At 37.9% G+C, this 14,858-nt stretch carries 22 protein-coding genes and 1 other annotated feature; of the genes, 12 read left to right on the top strand and 10 right to left on the bottom strand.

Annotated elements, in window-relative coordinates; genetic code table 11:
- Nucleotides 1-224: 224 nt before the first annotated feature.
- The 6 genes from AS180_RS13060 to AS180_RS13040 are packed head-to-tail and all read left to right on the top strand — an operon-like array spanning nucleotide 225 to nucleotide 1,980.
- Nucleotides 225-788: a DUF3267 domain-containing protein gene (locus AS180_RS13060; RefSeq protein ID WP_062686906.1), complete on the top strand. Its 564-nt coding sequence runs from the start codon at nucleotides 225-227 to the stop codon at nucleotides 786-788.
- The gene (locus AS180_RS23585; protein ID WP_062686905.1) at nucleotides 763-990 is read left to right on the top strand and encodes a hypothetical protein; all 228 of its coding nucleotides are present in this window, start codon (nucleotides 763-765) and stop codon (nucleotides 988-990) included. The genes AS180_RS13060 and AS180_RS23585 overlap by 26 nt, the downstream gene beginning before the upstream one ends.
- Nucleotides 984-1,301 carry a hypothetical protein gene (locus tag AS180_RS23580; RefSeq protein WP_062686904.1) on the top strand — a complete coding sequence of 106 codons (318 nt, stop codon included), beginning with the start codon at nucleotides 984-986 and terminating at the stop codon, nucleotides 1,299-1,301. The genes AS180_RS23585 and AS180_RS23580 overlap by 7 nt, the downstream gene beginning before the upstream one ends.
- A gap of 29 nt (nucleotides 1,302-1,330) precedes the next feature.
- Nucleotides 1,331-1,432, top strand: a complete 102-nt coding sequence (locus AS180_RS24065) for a hypothetical protein (RefSeq protein WP_225002307.1) — start codon at nucleotides 1,331-1,333, stop codon at nucleotides 1,430-1,432.
- 15 nt (nucleotides 1,433-1,447) lie between these two features.
- A complete protein-coding gene (locus AS180_RS13045) occupies nucleotides 1,448-1,690 on the top strand; it encodes an aldehyde dehydrogenase family protein (RefSeq protein ID WP_062686903.1) in 243 nt (80 codons plus the stop codon).
- Between the two features lie 11 nt (nucleotides 1,691-1,701).
- The gene (locus AS180_RS13040) at nucleotides 1,702-1,980 is read left to right on the top strand and encodes a hypothetical protein (RefSeq protein WP_062686902.1); all 279 of its coding nucleotides are present in this window, start codon (nucleotides 1,702-1,704) and stop codon (nucleotides 1,978-1,980) included.
- A gap of 44 nt (nucleotides 1,981-2,024) precedes the next feature.
- Here AS180_RS13040 and AS180_RS13035 read toward each other — a convergent pair whose 3' ends face one another.
- Nucleotides 2,025-2,270 (bottom strand): hypothetical protein, encoded by a 246-nt coding sequence (locus AS180_RS13035; protein ID WP_062686901.1) that lies wholly within the window; start codon nucleotides 2,268-2,270, stop codon nucleotides 2,025-2,027.
- Nucleotides 2,271-2,381: 111 nt separating this feature from the next.
- Here AS180_RS13035 and AS180_RS13030 point away from each other — a divergent pair, with 111 nt between their 5' ends.
- Nucleotides 2,382-2,864, top strand: coding sequence for a GNAT family N-acetyltransferase (locus AS180_RS13030; protein WP_062686900.1), 483 nt, complete (start codon nucleotides 2,382-2,384; stop codon nucleotides 2,862-2,864).
- 41 nt (nucleotides 2,865-2,905) lie between these two features.
- Here the strand turns inward: AS180_RS13030 and thrS are convergent, their stop codons facing one another.
- Nucleotides 2,906-4,102 (bottom strand): threonine--tRNA ligase, encoded by a 1,197-nt coding sequence (gene thrS, locus AS180_RS13025; protein ID WP_061785810.1) that lies wholly within the window; start codon nucleotides 4,100-4,102, stop codon nucleotides 2,906-2,908.
- A 302-nt stretch (nucleotides 4,103-4,404) separates the two neighbouring features.
- Nucleotides 4,405-4,626: a binding site (T-box leader), on the bottom strand.
- Between the two features lie 141 nt (nucleotides 4,627-4,767).
- On the opposite strand from thrS, the gene AS180_RS13020 reads away from it, so the two are divergent.
- The gene (locus AS180_RS13020; protein WP_025910874.1) at nucleotides 4,768-5,784 is read left to right on the top strand and encodes a S66 family peptidase; all 1,017 of its coding nucleotides are present in this window, start codon (nucleotides 4,768-4,770) and stop codon (nucleotides 5,782-5,784) included.
- Nucleotides 5,785-5,816: 32 nt separating this feature from the next.
- Here the strand turns inward: AS180_RS13020 and AS180_RS13015 are convergent, their stop codons facing one another.
- Complete coding sequence (locus AS180_RS13015) at nucleotides 5,817-6,224, bottom strand: carboxymuconolactone decarboxylase family protein (protein WP_035321122.1); 408 nt, start codon at nucleotides 6,222-6,224, stop codon at nucleotides 5,817-5,819.
- 298 nt (nucleotides 6,225-6,522) lie between these two features.
- Between AS180_RS13015 and AS180_RS13010 the strand changes: the two genes are divergently transcribed.
- Nucleotides 6,523-7,680, top strand: coding sequence for a CapA family protein (locus tag AS180_RS13010; protein WP_025910875.1), 1,158 nt, complete (start codon nucleotides 6,523-6,525; stop codon nucleotides 7,678-7,680).
- A 122-nt stretch (nucleotides 7,681-7,802) separates the two neighbouring features.
- Complete coding sequence (locus tag AS180_RS23245; RefSeq protein WP_197414242.1) at nucleotides 7,803-7,943, top strand: hypothetical protein; 141 nt, start codon at nucleotides 7,803-7,805, stop codon at nucleotides 7,941-7,943.
- Here the strand turns inward: AS180_RS23245 and AS180_RS13005 are convergent.
- Nucleotides 7,897-8,973, bottom strand: a complete 1,077-nt coding sequence (locus AS180_RS13005) for a DNA alkylation repair protein (protein ID WP_062686899.1) — start codon at nucleotides 8,971-8,973, stop codon at nucleotides 7,897-7,899. The genes AS180_RS23245 and AS180_RS13005 overlap by 47 nt on opposite strands.
- 284 nt (nucleotides 8,974-9,257) lie before the next feature.
- Nucleotides 9,258-9,965, bottom strand: a complete 708-nt coding sequence (gene rluF, locus AS180_RS13000) for a 23S rRNA pseudouridine(2604) synthase RluF (protein WP_035321142.1) — start codon at nucleotides 9,963-9,965, stop codon at nucleotides 9,258-9,260.
- A gap of 245 nt (nucleotides 9,966-10,210) precedes the next feature.
- On the opposite strand from rluF, the gene AS180_RS21700 reads away from it, so the two are divergent.
- On the top strand, nucleotides 10,211-10,363 hold the full coding sequence (locus AS180_RS21700; protein WP_078989514.1) for a YpzG family protein: 153 nt from the start codon (nucleotides 10,211-10,213) through the stop codon (nucleotides 10,361-10,363).
- Between the two features lie 71 nt (nucleotides 10,364-10,434).
- Nucleotides 10,435-10,608 carry a YfhD family protein gene (locus AS180_RS21695; protein WP_100347106.1) on the top strand — a complete coding sequence of 58 codons (174 nt, stop codon included), beginning with the start codon at nucleotides 10,435-10,437 and terminating at the stop codon, nucleotides 10,606-10,608.
- 47 nt (nucleotides 10,609-10,655) lie between these two features.
- Here AS180_RS21695 and AS180_RS23240 read toward each other — a convergent pair whose 3' ends face one another.
- From AS180_RS23240 to AS180_RS12980, 5 genes are all read right to left on the bottom strand, one after another.
- A complete protein-coding gene (locus tag AS180_RS23240) occupies nucleotides 10,656-10,796 on the bottom strand; it encodes a hypothetical protein (protein ID WP_167556118.1) in 141 nt (46 codons plus the stop codon).
- 92 nt (nucleotides 10,797-10,888) lie between these two features.
- Nucleotides 10,889-11,896, bottom strand: a complete 1,008-nt coding sequence (locus AS180_RS12995) for a FecCD family ABC transporter permease (RefSeq protein ID WP_025910879.1) — start codon at nucleotides 11,894-11,896, stop codon at nucleotides 10,889-10,891.
- On the bottom strand, nucleotides 11,893-12,903 hold the full coding sequence (locus AS180_RS12990; RefSeq protein ID WP_025910880.1) for a FecCD family ABC transporter permease: 1,011 nt from the start codon (nucleotides 12,901-12,903) through the stop codon (nucleotides 11,893-11,895). Before AS180_RS12990 ends, AS180_RS12995 begins: the two co-directional genes overlap by 4 nt.
- Before the next feature lie 74 nt (nucleotides 12,904-12,977).
- Entirely contained in the window at nucleotides 12,978-13,895 is a 918-nt protein-coding gene (locus tag AS180_RS12985) for an iron-hydroxamate ABC transporter substrate-binding protein (RefSeq protein ID WP_061785954.1), read from the bottom strand.
- A 15-nt stretch (nucleotides 13,896-13,910) separates the two neighbouring features.
- On the bottom strand, nucleotides 13,911-14,693 hold the full coding sequence (locus AS180_RS12980; RefSeq protein WP_025910882.1) for an ABC transporter ATP-binding protein: 783 nt from the start codon (nucleotides 14,691-14,693) through the stop codon (nucleotides 13,911-13,913).
- Nucleotides 14,694-14,858: the final 165 nt, after the last annotated feature.

Below are 14,858 nucleotides of genomic sequence, written 5' to 3'. Positions count from 1 at the left end.
GTTGATAATCTTTGTGAAATTATCAATCTTTTAATGAGTAAATAAAAAGCGACCGCAATTGGAAAAACTACATTGGCAATAACGTTTAACCAACTTTCTATTAGAGACACCTCCTTAATATGGACTTGCTATATCATATGCAGTCTTTCACCAAGGATTCATTATGCTGAAAATAAGTTCTTATATACGTTTTTATTGTTGTTAAATGGAAAGGTGTGAATTTTTTGGGGAAGGAAGTTTCAATCGTTTTAGATCCTAAGGGTGTTAATAGAAAAGCCTCTTATTACACAATAGGAATTGTATTGCTTAGTACGGTTGTTTACACATGGTTCTGGGGGTTAGAGTTTACCATTACTCTTATGTCCCTGCTTAAGTTTATCGGTTTTTATTTTCTATTAATTTTTCTTCATGAACTGCTTCATGGAGTTGGTTTTTTGTGGTTTGGGAAGGTCAAGCTAACAGATTTAAAGTTTGGTTTTATTTGGAAGTATATGGTTTGTTACGCACACTGTAAGGTCCCCATTTCAATGCGTGCTTTTCGCATGGCACTGTTGCTGCCTGTAATTCTAACAGGATTTGTACCCCTCGTTATAGGGATGCTAGTTGGCAACGGCATGCTTGTAGCTCTCTCGACATTATTGGTTGGTGGTGGTGCAGGAGATTGGCTCATTTATCGTTCGATTCGCTCATTTTCTAAAGATACGCTGGTAAAAGATCATAAAGATAATATTGGATGTACGGTTTATTTTTGTAATGAAATGAATGAAAATAAAAACATCAATACATAGATTAAAAAGCGCAGGAATTCCACCTGGTTTCTTCTTCTCACAAGCTGATGAAGATGAGCTGCATCAAGCACTTGGTGTTACTTTAAAGAAAATAGATTTGCAAAAAGCATTTAAAGAATGCATTACTATTTCAAAGTCAGAGTGGGTTGGAGAAGTAGATCGTGCTCAACTCTGTCTCAGTTCACAGAGGATGGAATGGTAACATCATGTGAATCTGATATTGATGGATCAATTTCCATGTTTATCTTAAGAGAATTAGCAAAAGGAAACGCCCCGTATTTGGGAGACTTGGTTCACATTGACGAAGAGAAAAATTCAGCTGTATTTTGGCACTGTGGAGCTGGTGCTTATTCGTTAGCTCGTCCAGATACTGGAGCCACAGCTGGTGTTCATCCTAACAGAAAGATTGGCTTGGCAATGGACTTTGGCTTAAAAGCTGGAGAAGTAACGATTTTCCGAGTGAGTCATAGACCAGGTGGTTATCGTTTATCATTTACGAAGCTGATTTATTAGGCATTCGAGCGGGAGAAGCGCTCTTGGAAATGACAAGGTTGAGCTTTGGTTTTGATGATAAGCCTATTGAATTTACAACCACAAAGTTTCGTAGTGATAAGTACCATTATGATATTGAATTAACGAGATAATAAACATTTGGGTGAATGGGAGACATAGTAAATACGGCAAGCGTAAAGCAATATGGATTATATGTAGATGGCGAATGGATTGAGACCAAAAAGGAAATGAATGTTCTTGATAAATACACGCAGGAAACAGCTGCAAAGGTATCAGTTGCTGAAAAACATCACGTTGATCAAGCAGTTCAGGGAGCAAAGCAGGCACTTAAAGCCTCATTTTCACCATATACGCGATACGAGGTATTAATGAAGGTAGTTGAACTGTAGGAGGAGGGCTTATGAATAAACCAGTCATTCTATTCGTTTCGTATCTATTATTTATTATTCCGCTTTTCATAATTATAAACTTCTTTCTAGGAGTTGTTACTTTTGAGAAACTTCAAGGAGTCGTCATTTTTTTTCCTCTAGTCTTAAGTTTCATTGGCTTTTGGCTAGCCCTATCTATCTATAAGAGAAAAGAAAGTGGCTTTGCTAAAGGAGCAATTGTTGGAAATATAGCTATGTTCTTGTTTCCTATTGTATATATGATTATGGGAACGGTTTTTTTAGGAGTATAAATTTACTAATAGGTAAAAAAAGACATGGCATAAGCCATGTCTTCTTAATAATAGTAGCCATATGGTGGGTAGTAAGGGTATGGTGGATAAGGGTATGGTCCGAATCCTCCGCCGTAAAAAGAGCTAGCAAGTAATCCGCCAGCTAATCCTCCTAAGAACGGAGCTCCAAAGATAAATGGTCCTCCGAAAGGACGTCCGAATGGTCTGCCAAATGGACGACCGAAGCCGCCTGGTCTGCCATAAGGTCTGCGAAAATCGTGCTCAGTGTATACGTGTTGGTTTTGATACATAACAATACCTCCTTTTTCTTTAGAAGTATATGCAACAGCCTACAAAACGTTTGGGCAGTAATCTCGTTTACGTACATTATTTTTTGAAAATAAAATAAAGGAGAAAAATCTATGAATCTATATTCCGTAATGAAGGCAGTTGAAAGTGATTTTTTATCATTTTCAGAGCTGAAAAATCAAGTGCAGAAGCTTCATATTAAAGGAAGGCCTGATTTATATGAGAAGAAGGATTCAACCTTGTCCCGTGGTGAATATCAACAATGGCTTGAATCGGCTGAAACAGAATTACTAGTCGTACGAGATCGAGAGAAGTCTGTCGTTGGATATGTGATCCTTGATTTTAAAAAGGCAGGAGATACTAATCCCATTTTAAAAAACCGGTGCACTTTATTCATTCGAAGCATCGGTATTAGTGAGGATCATCAAAGCAAAGGAATTGGTAAGTTATTAATGAATAAAATCGTTAAATATGGCAGAGAAAAGTCAGTAGATGCTATTGAACTAAACGTATTAGAATTCAATGATCGCGCGATTCAATTTTATGAAAATATAGGATTTACTACTAAAAGTCGTCAGATGGAACTGTTGTTTTAAAAAAGGAAGCGCTCAGTATGGTTATATTGAGCGCTTTTATTTTATCTATTTTGTGCAAGCTCCAGTAAAAAATCATCAAATTTTAGGGAGTGCTGACTATTATCCGTGCGTTTTCGAATAGCAAGGCTGCTATTCGCTACTTCTTGATCGCCAATAATTACGATATAAGGAGCTTTTCTTAGCGTGGCTTCCCTAATTTTAAGGCCAATCTTTTCTTTTCGGCTATCAACTTCAACCCGTCTTCCATGCTGACGTAAGCGCTGTGCAACTTCATTTGCGTAGTCTATATGAGCATCAGCAATCGGCAGAATTTTCACTTGAACAGGTGCAAGCCAAAGAGGGAAGTCTCCACCGTAATGCTCGATTAAAATACCCATAAATCGTTCGATTGAACCGTAAACTGCGCGATGAATCATTACTGGGCGATGAGGGGTGTTATCTTCTCCGATATATGTGCAGTCAAATTTTTCAGGCATTTGAAAATCGAGTTGAACTGTTCCACACTGCCAGCTTCGGCCAAGGGAGTCTAAAATATGAAAATCAATTTTAGGTCCGTAGAACGCTCCGTCTCCTCTATTAATTTCGTAAGCTAATCCTCGTGCTTTTAAGACATTTTCAAGAGACGCTTCCGCTTGTTCCCACATGCTTAAATCTCCCATGTATTTTTCAGGGCGTGTTGAAAGTTCAACTTTATATTCAAAGTCGAACTGTTCATAAAATTCATGAACTAGCTTCAAGACACCATTAAGCTCTGCTTCGATTTGAGCAGGCGTAACAAATAAGTGTGCGTCATCCTGCGTAAATGAGCGAACGCGAAACAAACCGTTTAAAGATCCAGATAGTTCATGTCTGTGTACGAGTCCAAGTTCAGCATAACGAACCGGAAGCTCTCGGTAGCTTCTACGTTTGCTGTTAAACAATAAAATTGCGCCGGGGCAGTTCATTGGCTTTAGGGCATAGCTCTGTTCATCTACGTTTGAAAAATACATATTTTCTTGATAGTGGTCCCAGTGTCCAGATTGTTCCCATAAATGTTGCTTCATCATAATGGGTGTTTGAATCTCCGCATATTCAGCTTGAATATGCTTTTGTTTCCAATCGTTAACGAGTTCGTTTCGAATAGACATGCCGTTTGGTAAGAAAAATGGCATGCCGGGTGCTTCTTCCAGAGTCAAAAAGAGTTCAAGCTCTTTTCCTAACTGCTGATGGTTTTGTTTTTCAAGTTTTGCGTTTTTCATGTTTTTTCCTCCCAATAATTAAATAAAAAAACGCACTCATCCCAAAAGAAGGGACGAGTGCGGTCGTGGTACCACCCTAATTTCACGACAAATAAGCGTCGTGCTCAAAAGTGATAACGGATCTCCCGATTACGGATAGTTTGCAAAGCATTTCCCCGCAATAGCTCAAAGATGGTAAATCAACTTTGCTTTTAAAGGGCTCACAGCCAAAGGCCCCAGTCTCTGGATAAAAGGTAAAAGAAGATTCGTATTCTTATCAACGCCATCTATAAAATTGTATAAAAAAACGCACTCATCCCAAAAGAAGGGACGAGTGCGGTCGTGGTACCACCCTAATTTCACGACAAAAAAACGTCGTGCTCAAAAACGATAACGGATTTCCCGATTACGGATAGTCTGCAAAGCATTTCCCCGCAATAGCTCAAAGGTGGTAAATCAACTTTGTTTCTAAAGGGCTCGCAGCCAAAGGCCCTAGTCTCTGAGTAGAAATGAAAAGTTATTCATGTCCTTATCAATGCTTACGGATGATTATAATGGATGGATTTTCCTTAAGTCAAGAGGGATTTTTAAAAAAAGGAAAATAAAGATAAAATAACCCAGTTAAAGTTAATTATGGTATGATGAACAATACATATTCGGCTGAGAGAAATAAAGGAGTGCTAGTAATGATTCAATTTCCGCGTTTAAAGCATGACGCTACCATAGGTGTAACCGCTCCTTCTTCGGGGGTTCCAGACGCTTTACATAAGATGTTTCAATCAGCTTGTGACAAAATGGAGGAGCGTGGGTACAAGGTTCAATGCGGTCAAACTGTTTGGACGCAGGTAAAAGCAAAGTCTGCTTCAGGTAAAGTGCGAGCTTATGAATTGATGAGTATGCTCAAAAACGAAGAAATAAATTTAATTATTCCGCCTTGGGGTGGGGAGCTTTTGATTGAAATTTTTGAGCACTTTTTATTTCAAGAAATTAAGCCAAAGTGGGTTTTAGGCTATTCTGATACAAGCTTATTCCTATTTGCGTTAACCATAAACACCGGTATTGCAACAGCTCATGGTCCAAATTTAGTCGATTTGCGAGGCGAGTACTGGGATGAGACGACCAAGATGTGGGAACGAGTATTACAACTTGAAGAAGGAAAGAGTATTACGCAGTACTCTTCTACTTATTTTCAAAAAGAATGGCAGCACAGTAATCCATCTCCTTGCGTCTTTCATTTAACCGAACCTACCGAGTGGAAAATGGTTGGGAACAAAGAGCTTGTGATTGAAGGAAGGTTACTTGGTGGATGTATCGACGTAATCCGTCATGCAATTGGCACACCATGTGGGGATGTTAAAAGCTTTCAGCAGAGGTTTTTACAGGGTGAAAAGCTCGTTTGGTATTTTGAAAACTGTGAGCTATCAGTTACAGACCTTAGGCGTACACTCGTTCAAATGAAGCTAGCAGGTTGGTTTGATTATTGTAGCGGTATACTTTTTGGTCGAAGCACTGCTAACCATCCAGTCGGAGGCTATACAGCTGAAGATGTGTATGAAGCCCTTTTAAAAGAGCTTGAAGTACCTATTGCATATGATCTTGACTTTGGGCATATGCCTCCTCAGCTTACGCTTGTGAACGGTGCTTTCGCCAAGGTAGAAATTAAAAATGGAAAAGGTTATATAAAACAAACATTTAAAAACTAACAGAGGTTGCATTATGCAACCTCTGTTAGTTTTTATGGCTGTAAGTCTAGCATAGCTCCATAATATTGAGAAGCGGTTGTGAAACAAATAAAAGCACAAAGCTCGCTAATCTCCTTATCGCTAAAGGCCTCTTTTAAAACGGCAAAGACAGTATCTGGAACGCTTCCTTTTTCTTTTAAAAAAACGTCTGCAAAGGCAATCGCCAGCATGGTTTTCTCATCTTGTTGTTTCCGATTTGGCGCACCTTTTGCTTTACAATAAGCGCAGCCATTTTTTTCAGCTAATACGCGCCTTACTTCTTCCTTTAGCTGTGCTGATAGACTAAGAGTTCTTTCTAACTCATCACCTAAATCACACCATTTATTCATAATATCTACATTGTGACCTAATAGCCGTTGAAAAGGCGTGAATCCAACCCTAGAAAGTTCAATTCTTGGCATATTTTACATCCTCCTTTCATTTTTCTAGTATAGCGTAATGGGATAAAACAGACCCTTTCGTTTGAAAAAGAATTTAAAATAATTATTTATATATATAACAAATAATGCATAGATGGTTTTCAATTGAGAAACTATCAATTTTTAGAAACAGTTTATCTGAAAAAGTCATTTATTTAGATTTTTTGATATATTCCTAGTTTTTTCTAAAAGGTTATAGTATCCTGTTGGTAGAAAGATTCATTTTTTGTAAAAAAATGATATATTTTTGGGGAATATGGTATAAAGGGGAATCGGTCAGATGGAGGAAAGAACAGGGAGAAAACAGAAATACCGGCGGATGAAAAAAAGAGGGATTTTTACTATTCTAACTTTGATTCTCATTGGCTATTTTGTCGTTGCCAATATGGATCGTTCAGAACCTACAAGTAACAACGTTGCTTCAACGGAAAAAGAACAACCTAAAAAGGAAGAAGCTAAAGAGAAAAAAGCAGCGGCCGTCAAGAATGAAAAAGAAACAACGATTAAAATTAGCGCAGCGGGAGACTTTACAATTGGTACAGACGAAAGCTTTCCATATCAACAGTCGTTTCCGCATGAAGCAGATAAAAATGGCTTACCTTACTTTGTAGAACATATTAAAGATTTATTTGAAAACGATGACTTTACGACCGTTAATCTTGAAACAACGTTAACTAACTCGACGCAAAAAGCAGCAAAAACCTTTCGTTTTAAAGGGGACCCTTCCTACGTTAATATCTTAAAGTTAGGAAATATTGAAGCTGTGAACTTGGCAAATAATCATATTTTTGATTATCTAGATCAAGGGTATGAGGATACGATGAAAACATTAGATGAAAATGATATCGGTTACTTTGGTTATGATAACGAGTACATAACAGAGGTTAAGGGTGTTAAGATTGGTGCACTTGGGTATGAAGGTTGGGATTCAAATGTGGAAACAGCCAAAAAAGAAGTCAAGGCTGGCATAAAGCGTTTACGCAAAGAAGGTGCAGAGATTGTTATTGTACATTACCATTGGGGTATTGAAAAAAGTCCTGTGCCAACACAAACTCAGCAAGAGCTAGCTCGCTACACGATCGATAACGGTGCAGACTTAATTCTAGGACATCATCCACATGTTGTTCAAGGCATTGAAGAGTATAAAGGGAAGTTCATTGTATATAGTCTAGGAAACTTTATGTTTGGTGGAAATCGCAATCCAAGTGATAAAGATACGTTTGTTTTTCAGCAAACGTTTCATTTGAAAGGTGAAGAGCTAACAGATAAAAAAGAAATTCAGGTTATTCCATTTAGCATTTCATCAGTAGCTTCAAGAAATAACTATCAGCCAGCGCCTTTACAAGGAGCTGAAGCAAGTCGAGTGAAAAATAGAATTATTAATTTATCCGCCCAAATTACAGATTCAAACTGGCTTGTTTATGAAGGCGGAGAATAAAAGAAAGAGACTGAGACATAAGTAGTTCAGTCTTTACTATACCTGAATGATTGAGAGTTCATAACTTTTAATCGTTCAGGTTTTTTGGATGATTGTGAAAACAATGTTGGAAACAGGGTGGAATGGAGCGTAGGGCACTCGACTCCTGCGGGAAAGAGATGGGAACAGCTAGTGTTCGTCTTTTAGAAGCCATCATTTTGTTATGTCCCAAACTCTTTATTGTAGATGAAAATCAAGAGATTTCATCTCAATACCATTTATGAGTATCGTTAAGGTGTGTACCCCGCTATAGTGTTTACGCGTAGATAAGTCTTTAAAGGAAAGCTTTCTTTCATAGTGTTTAGATAAATGCTTTTTGACTTGAAACTCTGCTAGCTTAAACACTTTTCTTGTGCGATTACCCCGTGATTTTACATAATCTACTGCATATTCAATACGAATTTTCTCTTCTGTTTCGCCATATAGATCAAATTGAAAAGTTAAAGAGCCTCCAATTGCTGTTTCGGGAGCTGAAAGTTGAAAATTTGAGATTGTCACTTGGTGATTCTGGTCAAAGCCAAAAAGCTGTAGAACTTTTGGATGGCCATTTTTCAATAGCGTGCGACATGCATGTTTTAAAATCCAATCTGTGTGTGGGTGCTTATTAAGGTTAGCCTCAGTAAAAGTTAAAAGAAGATCAGAATGCGTTTTAGAAATATCATTTAAATTATTTGCGACGCTTTTACGTACATACAAAGATGAATCTTGAAGTAAGTTATTTAACACGGGAAACACCGGCCTTGGGTCTTGTTTAAATGATGGAATAGATATTCCCCAAGGAAGGCGAGGACGACAGCCTTCACTGGCAAGGCGGCGAACGTGTTCATTTTCATGAGTAGACCATGTTAAAAATTGTTCCATCATGCGTTTTTGATCTTTGAGTAAAAAAGGTCGAACCGCAAACTCTGAAGTAGAGTAGGTCGTGAAAAAAGCAAGCGCATCCATAGACATTTCCCATTCGTTCAAACCATATTGTTCTACATAGTCTGGAAAAGTAATTCCAGCAAGCTGTCCCTTAAATTCAGGGGCGACTTTATATAAAACAGCAAGTGCTCCGTGATAATCTAAAGCTAAATGCTTATGTAGCATTATAGTAATGTGCCTCATTCTGTCTTTTAATGATTGATTGTCCCACTCTTTATGAAAAACACCTGATATAAAAGCATCTTTTGAAAATGAAGAATAAGCTGCTTTTATCGAATGGGCCAGCTTGTTAACAAAATGTTTATTGTAGATATTTCTTTGCTCAGCCATTGGTACACCTCTTCTATATAAATTGATAAAGTAAGGTAGAGACAGTATTCTTAAGATAAACGCCCTCGTAGCTCAGAAGGGAAGAGCGCCGGAAAACATTGTAGCCACCGGGTCGCAAGGTAAGGGTTTCAGAAGCACCGAAAAGCAAAATAAGCTGAAACGGGTGAAATTCCCGTTGGTGAAACTCCGTAGGGAAGCGTGTTCCCCCGAACCTAAGCTTACGAAAGGAGTGCGGGTTCGAATCCCGTCGAGGGCATAAAAAAAGCAGAGAATTTCTCTGCTAATTACCACTCTTTTGGTTCATAGTTTAATTCTTTAAACAGCTGGTTACGCTCTTTTTTTGTTAAATCACGCCATTGACCAACCGGTAAATTATTTAAGTGGATATTCATAATACGTGTACGCTGTAGGCGTAATACCTGGTAACCTAGGACTTCACACATACGACGAATTTGACGGTTAAGCCCTTGGGTTAAAATGATTTGAAATTCGTATTTCGACAGCTGCGTTACTTTACACGGCAGTGTTTTTGTTCCTAAAATATGTACACCCTCTGACATGTTTTTAACAAATTCTGGAGTGATAGGCTTGTCCACAGATACCACATACTCTTTTTCATGCTGATTTTCTGCACGTAGAATTTCGTTTATAATGTCATTATCATTTGTTAAAAGAATAAGGCCGTCTGAATCTTTATCCAATCGTCCTACGTGGTGAATACGTAACGGATGATTGACAAGGTCAATGATATTTCCCTTTACTTTCTTCTCACTTGTACTTGTAATGCCAACTGGCTTATTTAAAGCAATATATACGTTGTTACGAGCGATACGAAGCTGCTCTCCGCTTACTCGAACGTCATCGCCAGGATATACTTGGTCACCAATTTTTGCTTTCTTACCATTAATGGTTACGCGACCTTCGCTAATTAATTTATCTGCACCGCGTCTGGAAGCTTTTCCAGATTCGCTAATGAATTTATTAACTCGCAGTTTCATCACATCCATATCTTCATTCATTTTACTTTAAAGTAATGCCTTAATATCTTATCATGCCAAGGGAATTCCGTCATTAGTTGTTCTTTTTATTATTAACAAATTTCATCTGTTTTTAACAGTAAAAAAAGGATGGAGAAAACTGTTAGCATGCTTTGTATGCATTTAGCCATGCTAATAAGTGAGATGCCAAGCGAGGCTTTCTCGTTAAAGGTAAGTATCCTAACTTTGAGGTGATAAGAATGAGTTATAAAGATCAATTAGATCCGCACTCAGAACTTTTTAGCCACAACTGGACAAGACCGAAGCGCTCGAAATCGCAGGTAAATGGACATACTCAAATGTCACAAACAAACATTATTTTGCGAAGTAATGCGAAAGCGCATCGTTGGTAAGGATGCTATTCTCTATGCAAAAGGCGCGCACAGCGCCTTTTGTTAATTCATTGAAAATGGAGGGGTAAATGATGAATCAAAAAAGTCGTGTAGAAGCGGAAAAAGCGAAATATTTTTCGTCTCAAATTGTTAAAAAACCAGGTCATTCTGATGGTGTATACGAAGAGTTTTCAAGTGAGCTTGATCAAGCTGATTTAAAAGCTCAAGAACGTGCAAAAGCTGCAGATGAACGTCAAAGTCATTAATGAATAAAATAGCTGCCGTTTGGCAGCTATTCGATAGTCAATAGTTATTATTCTCCTTGTGCGCCACCAAGCGTTTTTTGGTGAGCATGCTCCGCTTCATTTCCGTTCTTTCTAAGCTTAGCTGCTTTGTCATCAACTAGCTTTGATTGATCCACTTCTTGTGAAGGAGTTAGCTTTTTCTTAGACAATAGAATCACCGCCTTTCGATTACACTTTTAGCTTTTCTAAAACTCAATAAAATATCAGCCTAAAATAAAAAAGACTCCCAATTGGAAGTCTTTTATTTTTTCAGAAGTAGATAAATGAAATAGGGAGCACCAATTAACGCAACAATAATTCCGGCCGGAACTCCTTCAGAAGTCATTAAGTTACGTCCGATTGTATCAGCTATTAAAAGGAAAAAGCCACCCATTAAAATAGCTACGGGAATAAATAGCTGGTTTCTTGGTCCTACAAGGCTTTTTGCAAGGTGAGGAGCAATTAATCCAATAAATGCAATTCCACCGCTTACAGATACGGCAGAAGCTGCAAGGGCTACAGCAGCAAGTAACAGTGTGATTCGTTCTTTTTCAATGGAGATTCCAACACCGATAGCCGTATGCTCATTGAGCGATAAAATATTAAGTCTATTAGCTTTGTATAAAACAAAAGGAATTAATACCATTAGCCAAGGTAAAAGAGCTAAAACAAACGGCCAGTCTGAACCCCAAATGTTTCCGGCTAACCATTTTGCAATAAAGTCCACCTTTTGACGTTCAGCAGAAGAGATTAAGACAATCATGACTCCGGATAGAGCCATGGAAAACCCAACCCCAGTTAGTACTAACTTAGTAGGGGCGAGGCCTATATTTCTTTCATAGGCAAACGTGTAAATCAAGGCTGCAGTTATAATGGCTCCAATAAATCCAACAAAGGGAATCATATACACAAATGAGCCAGGGTCAATTGGGAAGAATAAGAAAAATACCGCGACTCCTACTCCAGCACCTGAGTTAATTCCAATAATGCCTGGTTCTGCTAAATCATTTCGGGTAATGCTCTGTAAAATAGCTCCTGATAAAGCAAGAGCCATACCAGCTAGTAATGTAATAACGATACGAGGCAGACGGATTGAAAATAAGATAAATTCTTCTTTAAACGTTCCTTGTCCAAATAGAGTCGGAAGCAAGCGGTCAAAGGATAAAGACGCATAGCCTAATCCCATGCTAACAGTAATTGTCAGCAAAATAAGAACTGTTAGTAAAAGCAAAATAAATAGCTGTTTTTTTCGTAGTGTAGGATGAATCATCGGATTGTGTGACCTCCTTTTTTAATAATAAACAAAAAGAAAGGGAGGCCAATCATTGCTACAACTGCAATAATGGATGTTTCGTACGGAGCGTTAATTGTGCGTGCTAACGTATCCGCAAACAACATAAACGATGACCCGATAAGTACAGACATTGGGATGATAAATCGGTAATCCGTTCCGACAATCGCTCTTACGATATGAGGAATCATCAGACCAATAAAGACAAGGTTACCGGCTAAAGCAACCGATGCACCCGCCAATAACACAATGACTCCAAACAAAATAACTTTAATCTTAGTCGTATGCTGTCCTAATCCCGTTGCTACCTCATCACTTAAACTAAGAATGGTCAGCTGTCTAGCAAGAGTAAGTGCAATCAATGTGCCTACTATAATAAATGGAATCACAATGGATAATTGTTTCCAAGATGTTAAAGTAAGTCCTCCAGAAGTCCACATAGACACATCTTTTGAAATGTTAAAGTAAATGCCAACGGCATCGGCGATTGCATATAGAAAAGTAGAAACTGCGGCACCAGCTAATACAATGCGGAGAGGGGAAAAACCTCCTCTTTTTAGAGAGCCAATGCCAAATACTAGCCCAGCGCCAACACCAGCTCCAATAAAGCATGCAATCATAATCCAAAAATAGTTGGCAGATGGAATGAGAGCAATTGTCAGAGCAAGAGCAGCTTTAGCACCAGCTGTTAATCCGAGTAAACCAGGGTCTGCTAGTGGATTCCTTGTCATCCCTTGCATGATACCACCTGATACTGAAAGAGCGATACCTACAAAAATAGCTGCTACTTCTCGAGGAAGGCGAAGTTCGCGAATAATTAAGATTTGATTATTTGTACTAGTTGAGGTAAGCGCTAACCAAACATCTTTTATAGAAATGTTAGCTGCCCCAAAAACCATTGAAATAATGAACATTCCAATAAAGATTAAAAATCCAAGAATAAGTTTAAGTGTAAAAGGAATAAATGGTGTTTTGTTCGTTGTCATGAGCCTCTCATCTTTTCTTTTATAGAATAAAGCAAAAGGAATTCTTATTTTAAGAATTCCTTTTTATGATTGGATTACTGCTGTAAAAATTTCTCTTTAAAGAAGTCTAATTGATATTCTAATGAAATTGGATCATTAAAATAAAACTCTTTTGCATTTGCTTCAAACAGTTGCTTGTTCTTTACAGCAGGAATGTTTTTGTACGTATCCGTTTCTTGGAATGACGTATCTCCATCTGTATTTTTACTGAAGATTACGTAGTCACCGGCATACTCAGAAAGAACCTCTGGTGAAATTGCATAATAGCCATCTTTTAATGCCATTTCTTTTACTTTTTCAGGCATTTTTAATTTCATCTCTTGATATAAAATTTCTGTACCACGTGCCCAATTGTCACCAAATACATAGAGTTGTTTGTCAAAGTTTTCAATAACTGAAACGGTTGCATCTTCACCAATTTTTGCTTTGATGTCTTCACCAGCTACTTTTGCATCAGCTTTGAATTCATCAATCCATGCTTGTGTTTCTTTTTCTTTGTTTAAAGCTTTACCAATTTCTAAGTGCTGAGTTAAATAATCTACTTTACCGTATGTATACGTAACGGTTGGAGCAATTTCTTGTAATTTATCAATGTTTTTTGTTGTCGATAAACCAATGATTAAATCTGGGTTTAATTCAATGATTTTTTCTAAGTCGTCTTCTGTTACAACTTCCGCATCTTTTAGCTGGTCTTTGAAGCGAGGGTTGTCTTTTGACCATGAATCTACGCCAACTACGTTTGTATCTAAAGCTAAAACGTTTCCGACAAATGAAGCAAGAACAACTACGCGCTTAGGATCAGCAGGAACTTCAATTGGTCCATTCTCAGATTCATATGTAACAGTATCTGATTTTTTATCTTTTGCTTCATTACCTTGACTTTCGTTTGAGTTACCGCAAGCACTAATAATGAGCAGTAGTAAAAGCACAAAGGGAAGTAATAATTTTTTCATGTTGCTAGTCTCCTTCTATAGTAAATTATACGTAATACACATCGGTTTATTTGTTCTAGGATCTCGTCCAATTTCAGCATCGATCTGGAAGACCTCTTTTAAAACGTCTTGCTGCATGACTTCTTCACAGGTACCGGCTTTTATAATTTCGCCATCTTTCATTGCGATAATATAATCTGCAAAGCGGGCGGCTTGATTTAAGTCGTGAAGAACCATAATAACAGTGCGATCTTGCTCTTCGTTAAGCTTTTGTAACAGCTCAAGTACTTCAAGCTGATGAGCCATATCCAGGTAAGTAGTGGGCTCGTCTAAAAAGATAATATCTGTTTCTTGAGCTAGGGCCATTGCAATCCACACGCGCTGTCGCTGACCGCCCGATAAGGCATCAACAGGACGGTACTTATAGTCTATTGTTCCTGTTACTTCAAGTGCCCAGTCAATAACTTCATAATCTTTTTTTGTTAAGCGACCAAATCCTTTTTGATAAGGAAAACGTCCATAAGATACAAGCTCTCCTACGGTGAGTCCGTTTGCGCTTTCAGGGGACTGAGGAAGGATTGCTATTTTCTTTGCAAGTTCCTTGGTGTTTTCTTTTGCAATACTAGAACCGTCCAATAATACAGTGCCGGACTGATGAGAAATCAAGCGTGTAATAGCTTTTAGCAACGTTGATTTTCCACATCCGTTTGAACCAATAATGGTTGTTATTTTTTTATCAGGAATTTGAACACTCAAATCTTTTACGATTACCCGTTCACCATATCCAATGTTAAGATCTTCTGTATGTAGGCGAACCATGGCGAAACCTCCCGTTCAAAAGTGTTAATTAGAATTGGTGATAATGATTATCATTTCTGATTCATTTTTACTATAATAGTCTGTTTGAATTCTGTCAATCATTATTTTTGTTTGTCAATTTGATTAAAAAGATGTATATTTAAATGAGAATGATAATCAATGATG

It is taken from the genome of Priestia veravalensis (assembly GCF_001457055.1).
In the GTDB taxonomy this organism is placed as follows: domain Bacteria; phylum Bacillota; class Bacilli; order Bacillales; family Bacillaceae_H; genus Priestia; species Priestia flexa.
The sequence above is the reverse complement of the archived record's forward strand: the minus strand, read 5'-3'. Positions and strand labels throughout refer to the sequence as shown.

Bases quoted from the DNA above. Each gene is read 5' to 3' on its own strand.
- AS180_RS23585 (WP_062686905.1), top strand. From the start codon at position 763: ATGAAAATAAAAACATCAATACATAGATTAAAAAGCGCAGGAATTCCA.
- AS180_RS23580 (WP_062686904.1), top strand. From the start codon at position 984: ATGGTAACATCATGTGAATCTGATATTGATGGATCAATTTCCATGTTT.
- AS180_RS24065 (WP_225002307.1), top strand. From the start codon at position 1,331: ATGACAAGGTTGAGCTTTGGTTTTGATGATAAGCCTATTGAATTTACA.
- AS180_RS13045 (WP_062686903.1), top strand. From the start codon at position 1,448: ATGGGAGACATAGTAAATACGGCAAGCGTAAAGCAATATGGATTATAT.
- AS180_RS13040 (WP_062686902.1), top strand. From the start codon at position 1,702: ATGAATAAACCAGTCATTCTATTCGTTTCGTATCTATTATTTATTATT.
- AS180_RS13035 (WP_062686901.1), bottom strand. From the start codon at position 2,270: ATGTATCAAAACCAACACGTATACACTGAGCACGATTTTCGCAGACCT.
- AS180_RS13030 (WP_062686900.1), top strand. From the start codon at position 2,382: ATGAATCTATATTCCGTAATGAAGGCAGTTGAAAGTGATTTTTTATCA.
- thrS (WP_061785810.1), bottom strand. From the start codon at position 4,102: ATGAAAAACGCAAAACTTGAAAAACAAAACCATCAGCAGTTAGGAAAA.
- AS180_RS13020 (WP_025910874.1), top strand. From the start codon at position 4,768: ATGATTCAATTTCCGCGTTTAAAGCATGACGCTACCATAGGTGTAACC.
- AS180_RS13015 (WP_035321122.1), bottom strand. From the start codon at position 6,224: ATGCCAAGAATTGAACTTTCTAGGGTTGGATTCACGCCTTTTCAACGG.
- AS180_RS13010 (WP_025910875.1), top strand. From the start codon at position 6,523: ATGGAGGAAAGAACAGGGAGAAAACAGAAATACCGGCGGATGAAAAAA.
- AS180_RS23245 (WP_197414242.1), top strand. From the start codon at position 7,803: ATGGAGCGTAGGGCACTCGACTCCTGCGGGAAAGAGATGGGAACAGCT.
- AS180_RS13005 (WP_062686899.1), bottom strand. From the start codon at position 8,973: ATGGCTGAGCAAAGAAATATCTACAATAAACATTTTGTTAACAAGCTG.
- AS180_RS21700 (WP_078989514.1), top strand. From the start codon at position 10,211: ATGAGTTATAAAGATCAATTAGATCCGCACTCAGAACTTTTTAGCCAC.
- AS180_RS21695 (WP_100347106.1), top strand. From the start codon at position 10,435: ATGAATCAAAAAAGTCGTGTAGAAGCGGAAAAAGCGAAATATTTTTCG.
- AS180_RS12995 (WP_025910879.1), bottom strand. From the start codon at position 11,896: ATGATTCATCCTACACTACGAAAAAAACAGCTATTTATTTTGCTTTTA.
- AS180_RS12990 (WP_025910880.1), bottom strand. From the start codon at position 12,903: ATGACAACGAACAAAACACCATTTATTCCTTTTACACTTAAACTTATT.
- AS180_RS12985 (WP_061785954.1), bottom strand. From the start codon at position 13,895: ATGAAAAAATTATTACTTCCCTTTGTGCTTTTACTACTGCTCATTATT.
- AS180_RS12980 (WP_025910882.1), bottom strand. From the start codon at position 14,693: ATGGTTCGCCTACATACAGAAGATCTTAACATTGGATATGGTGAACGG.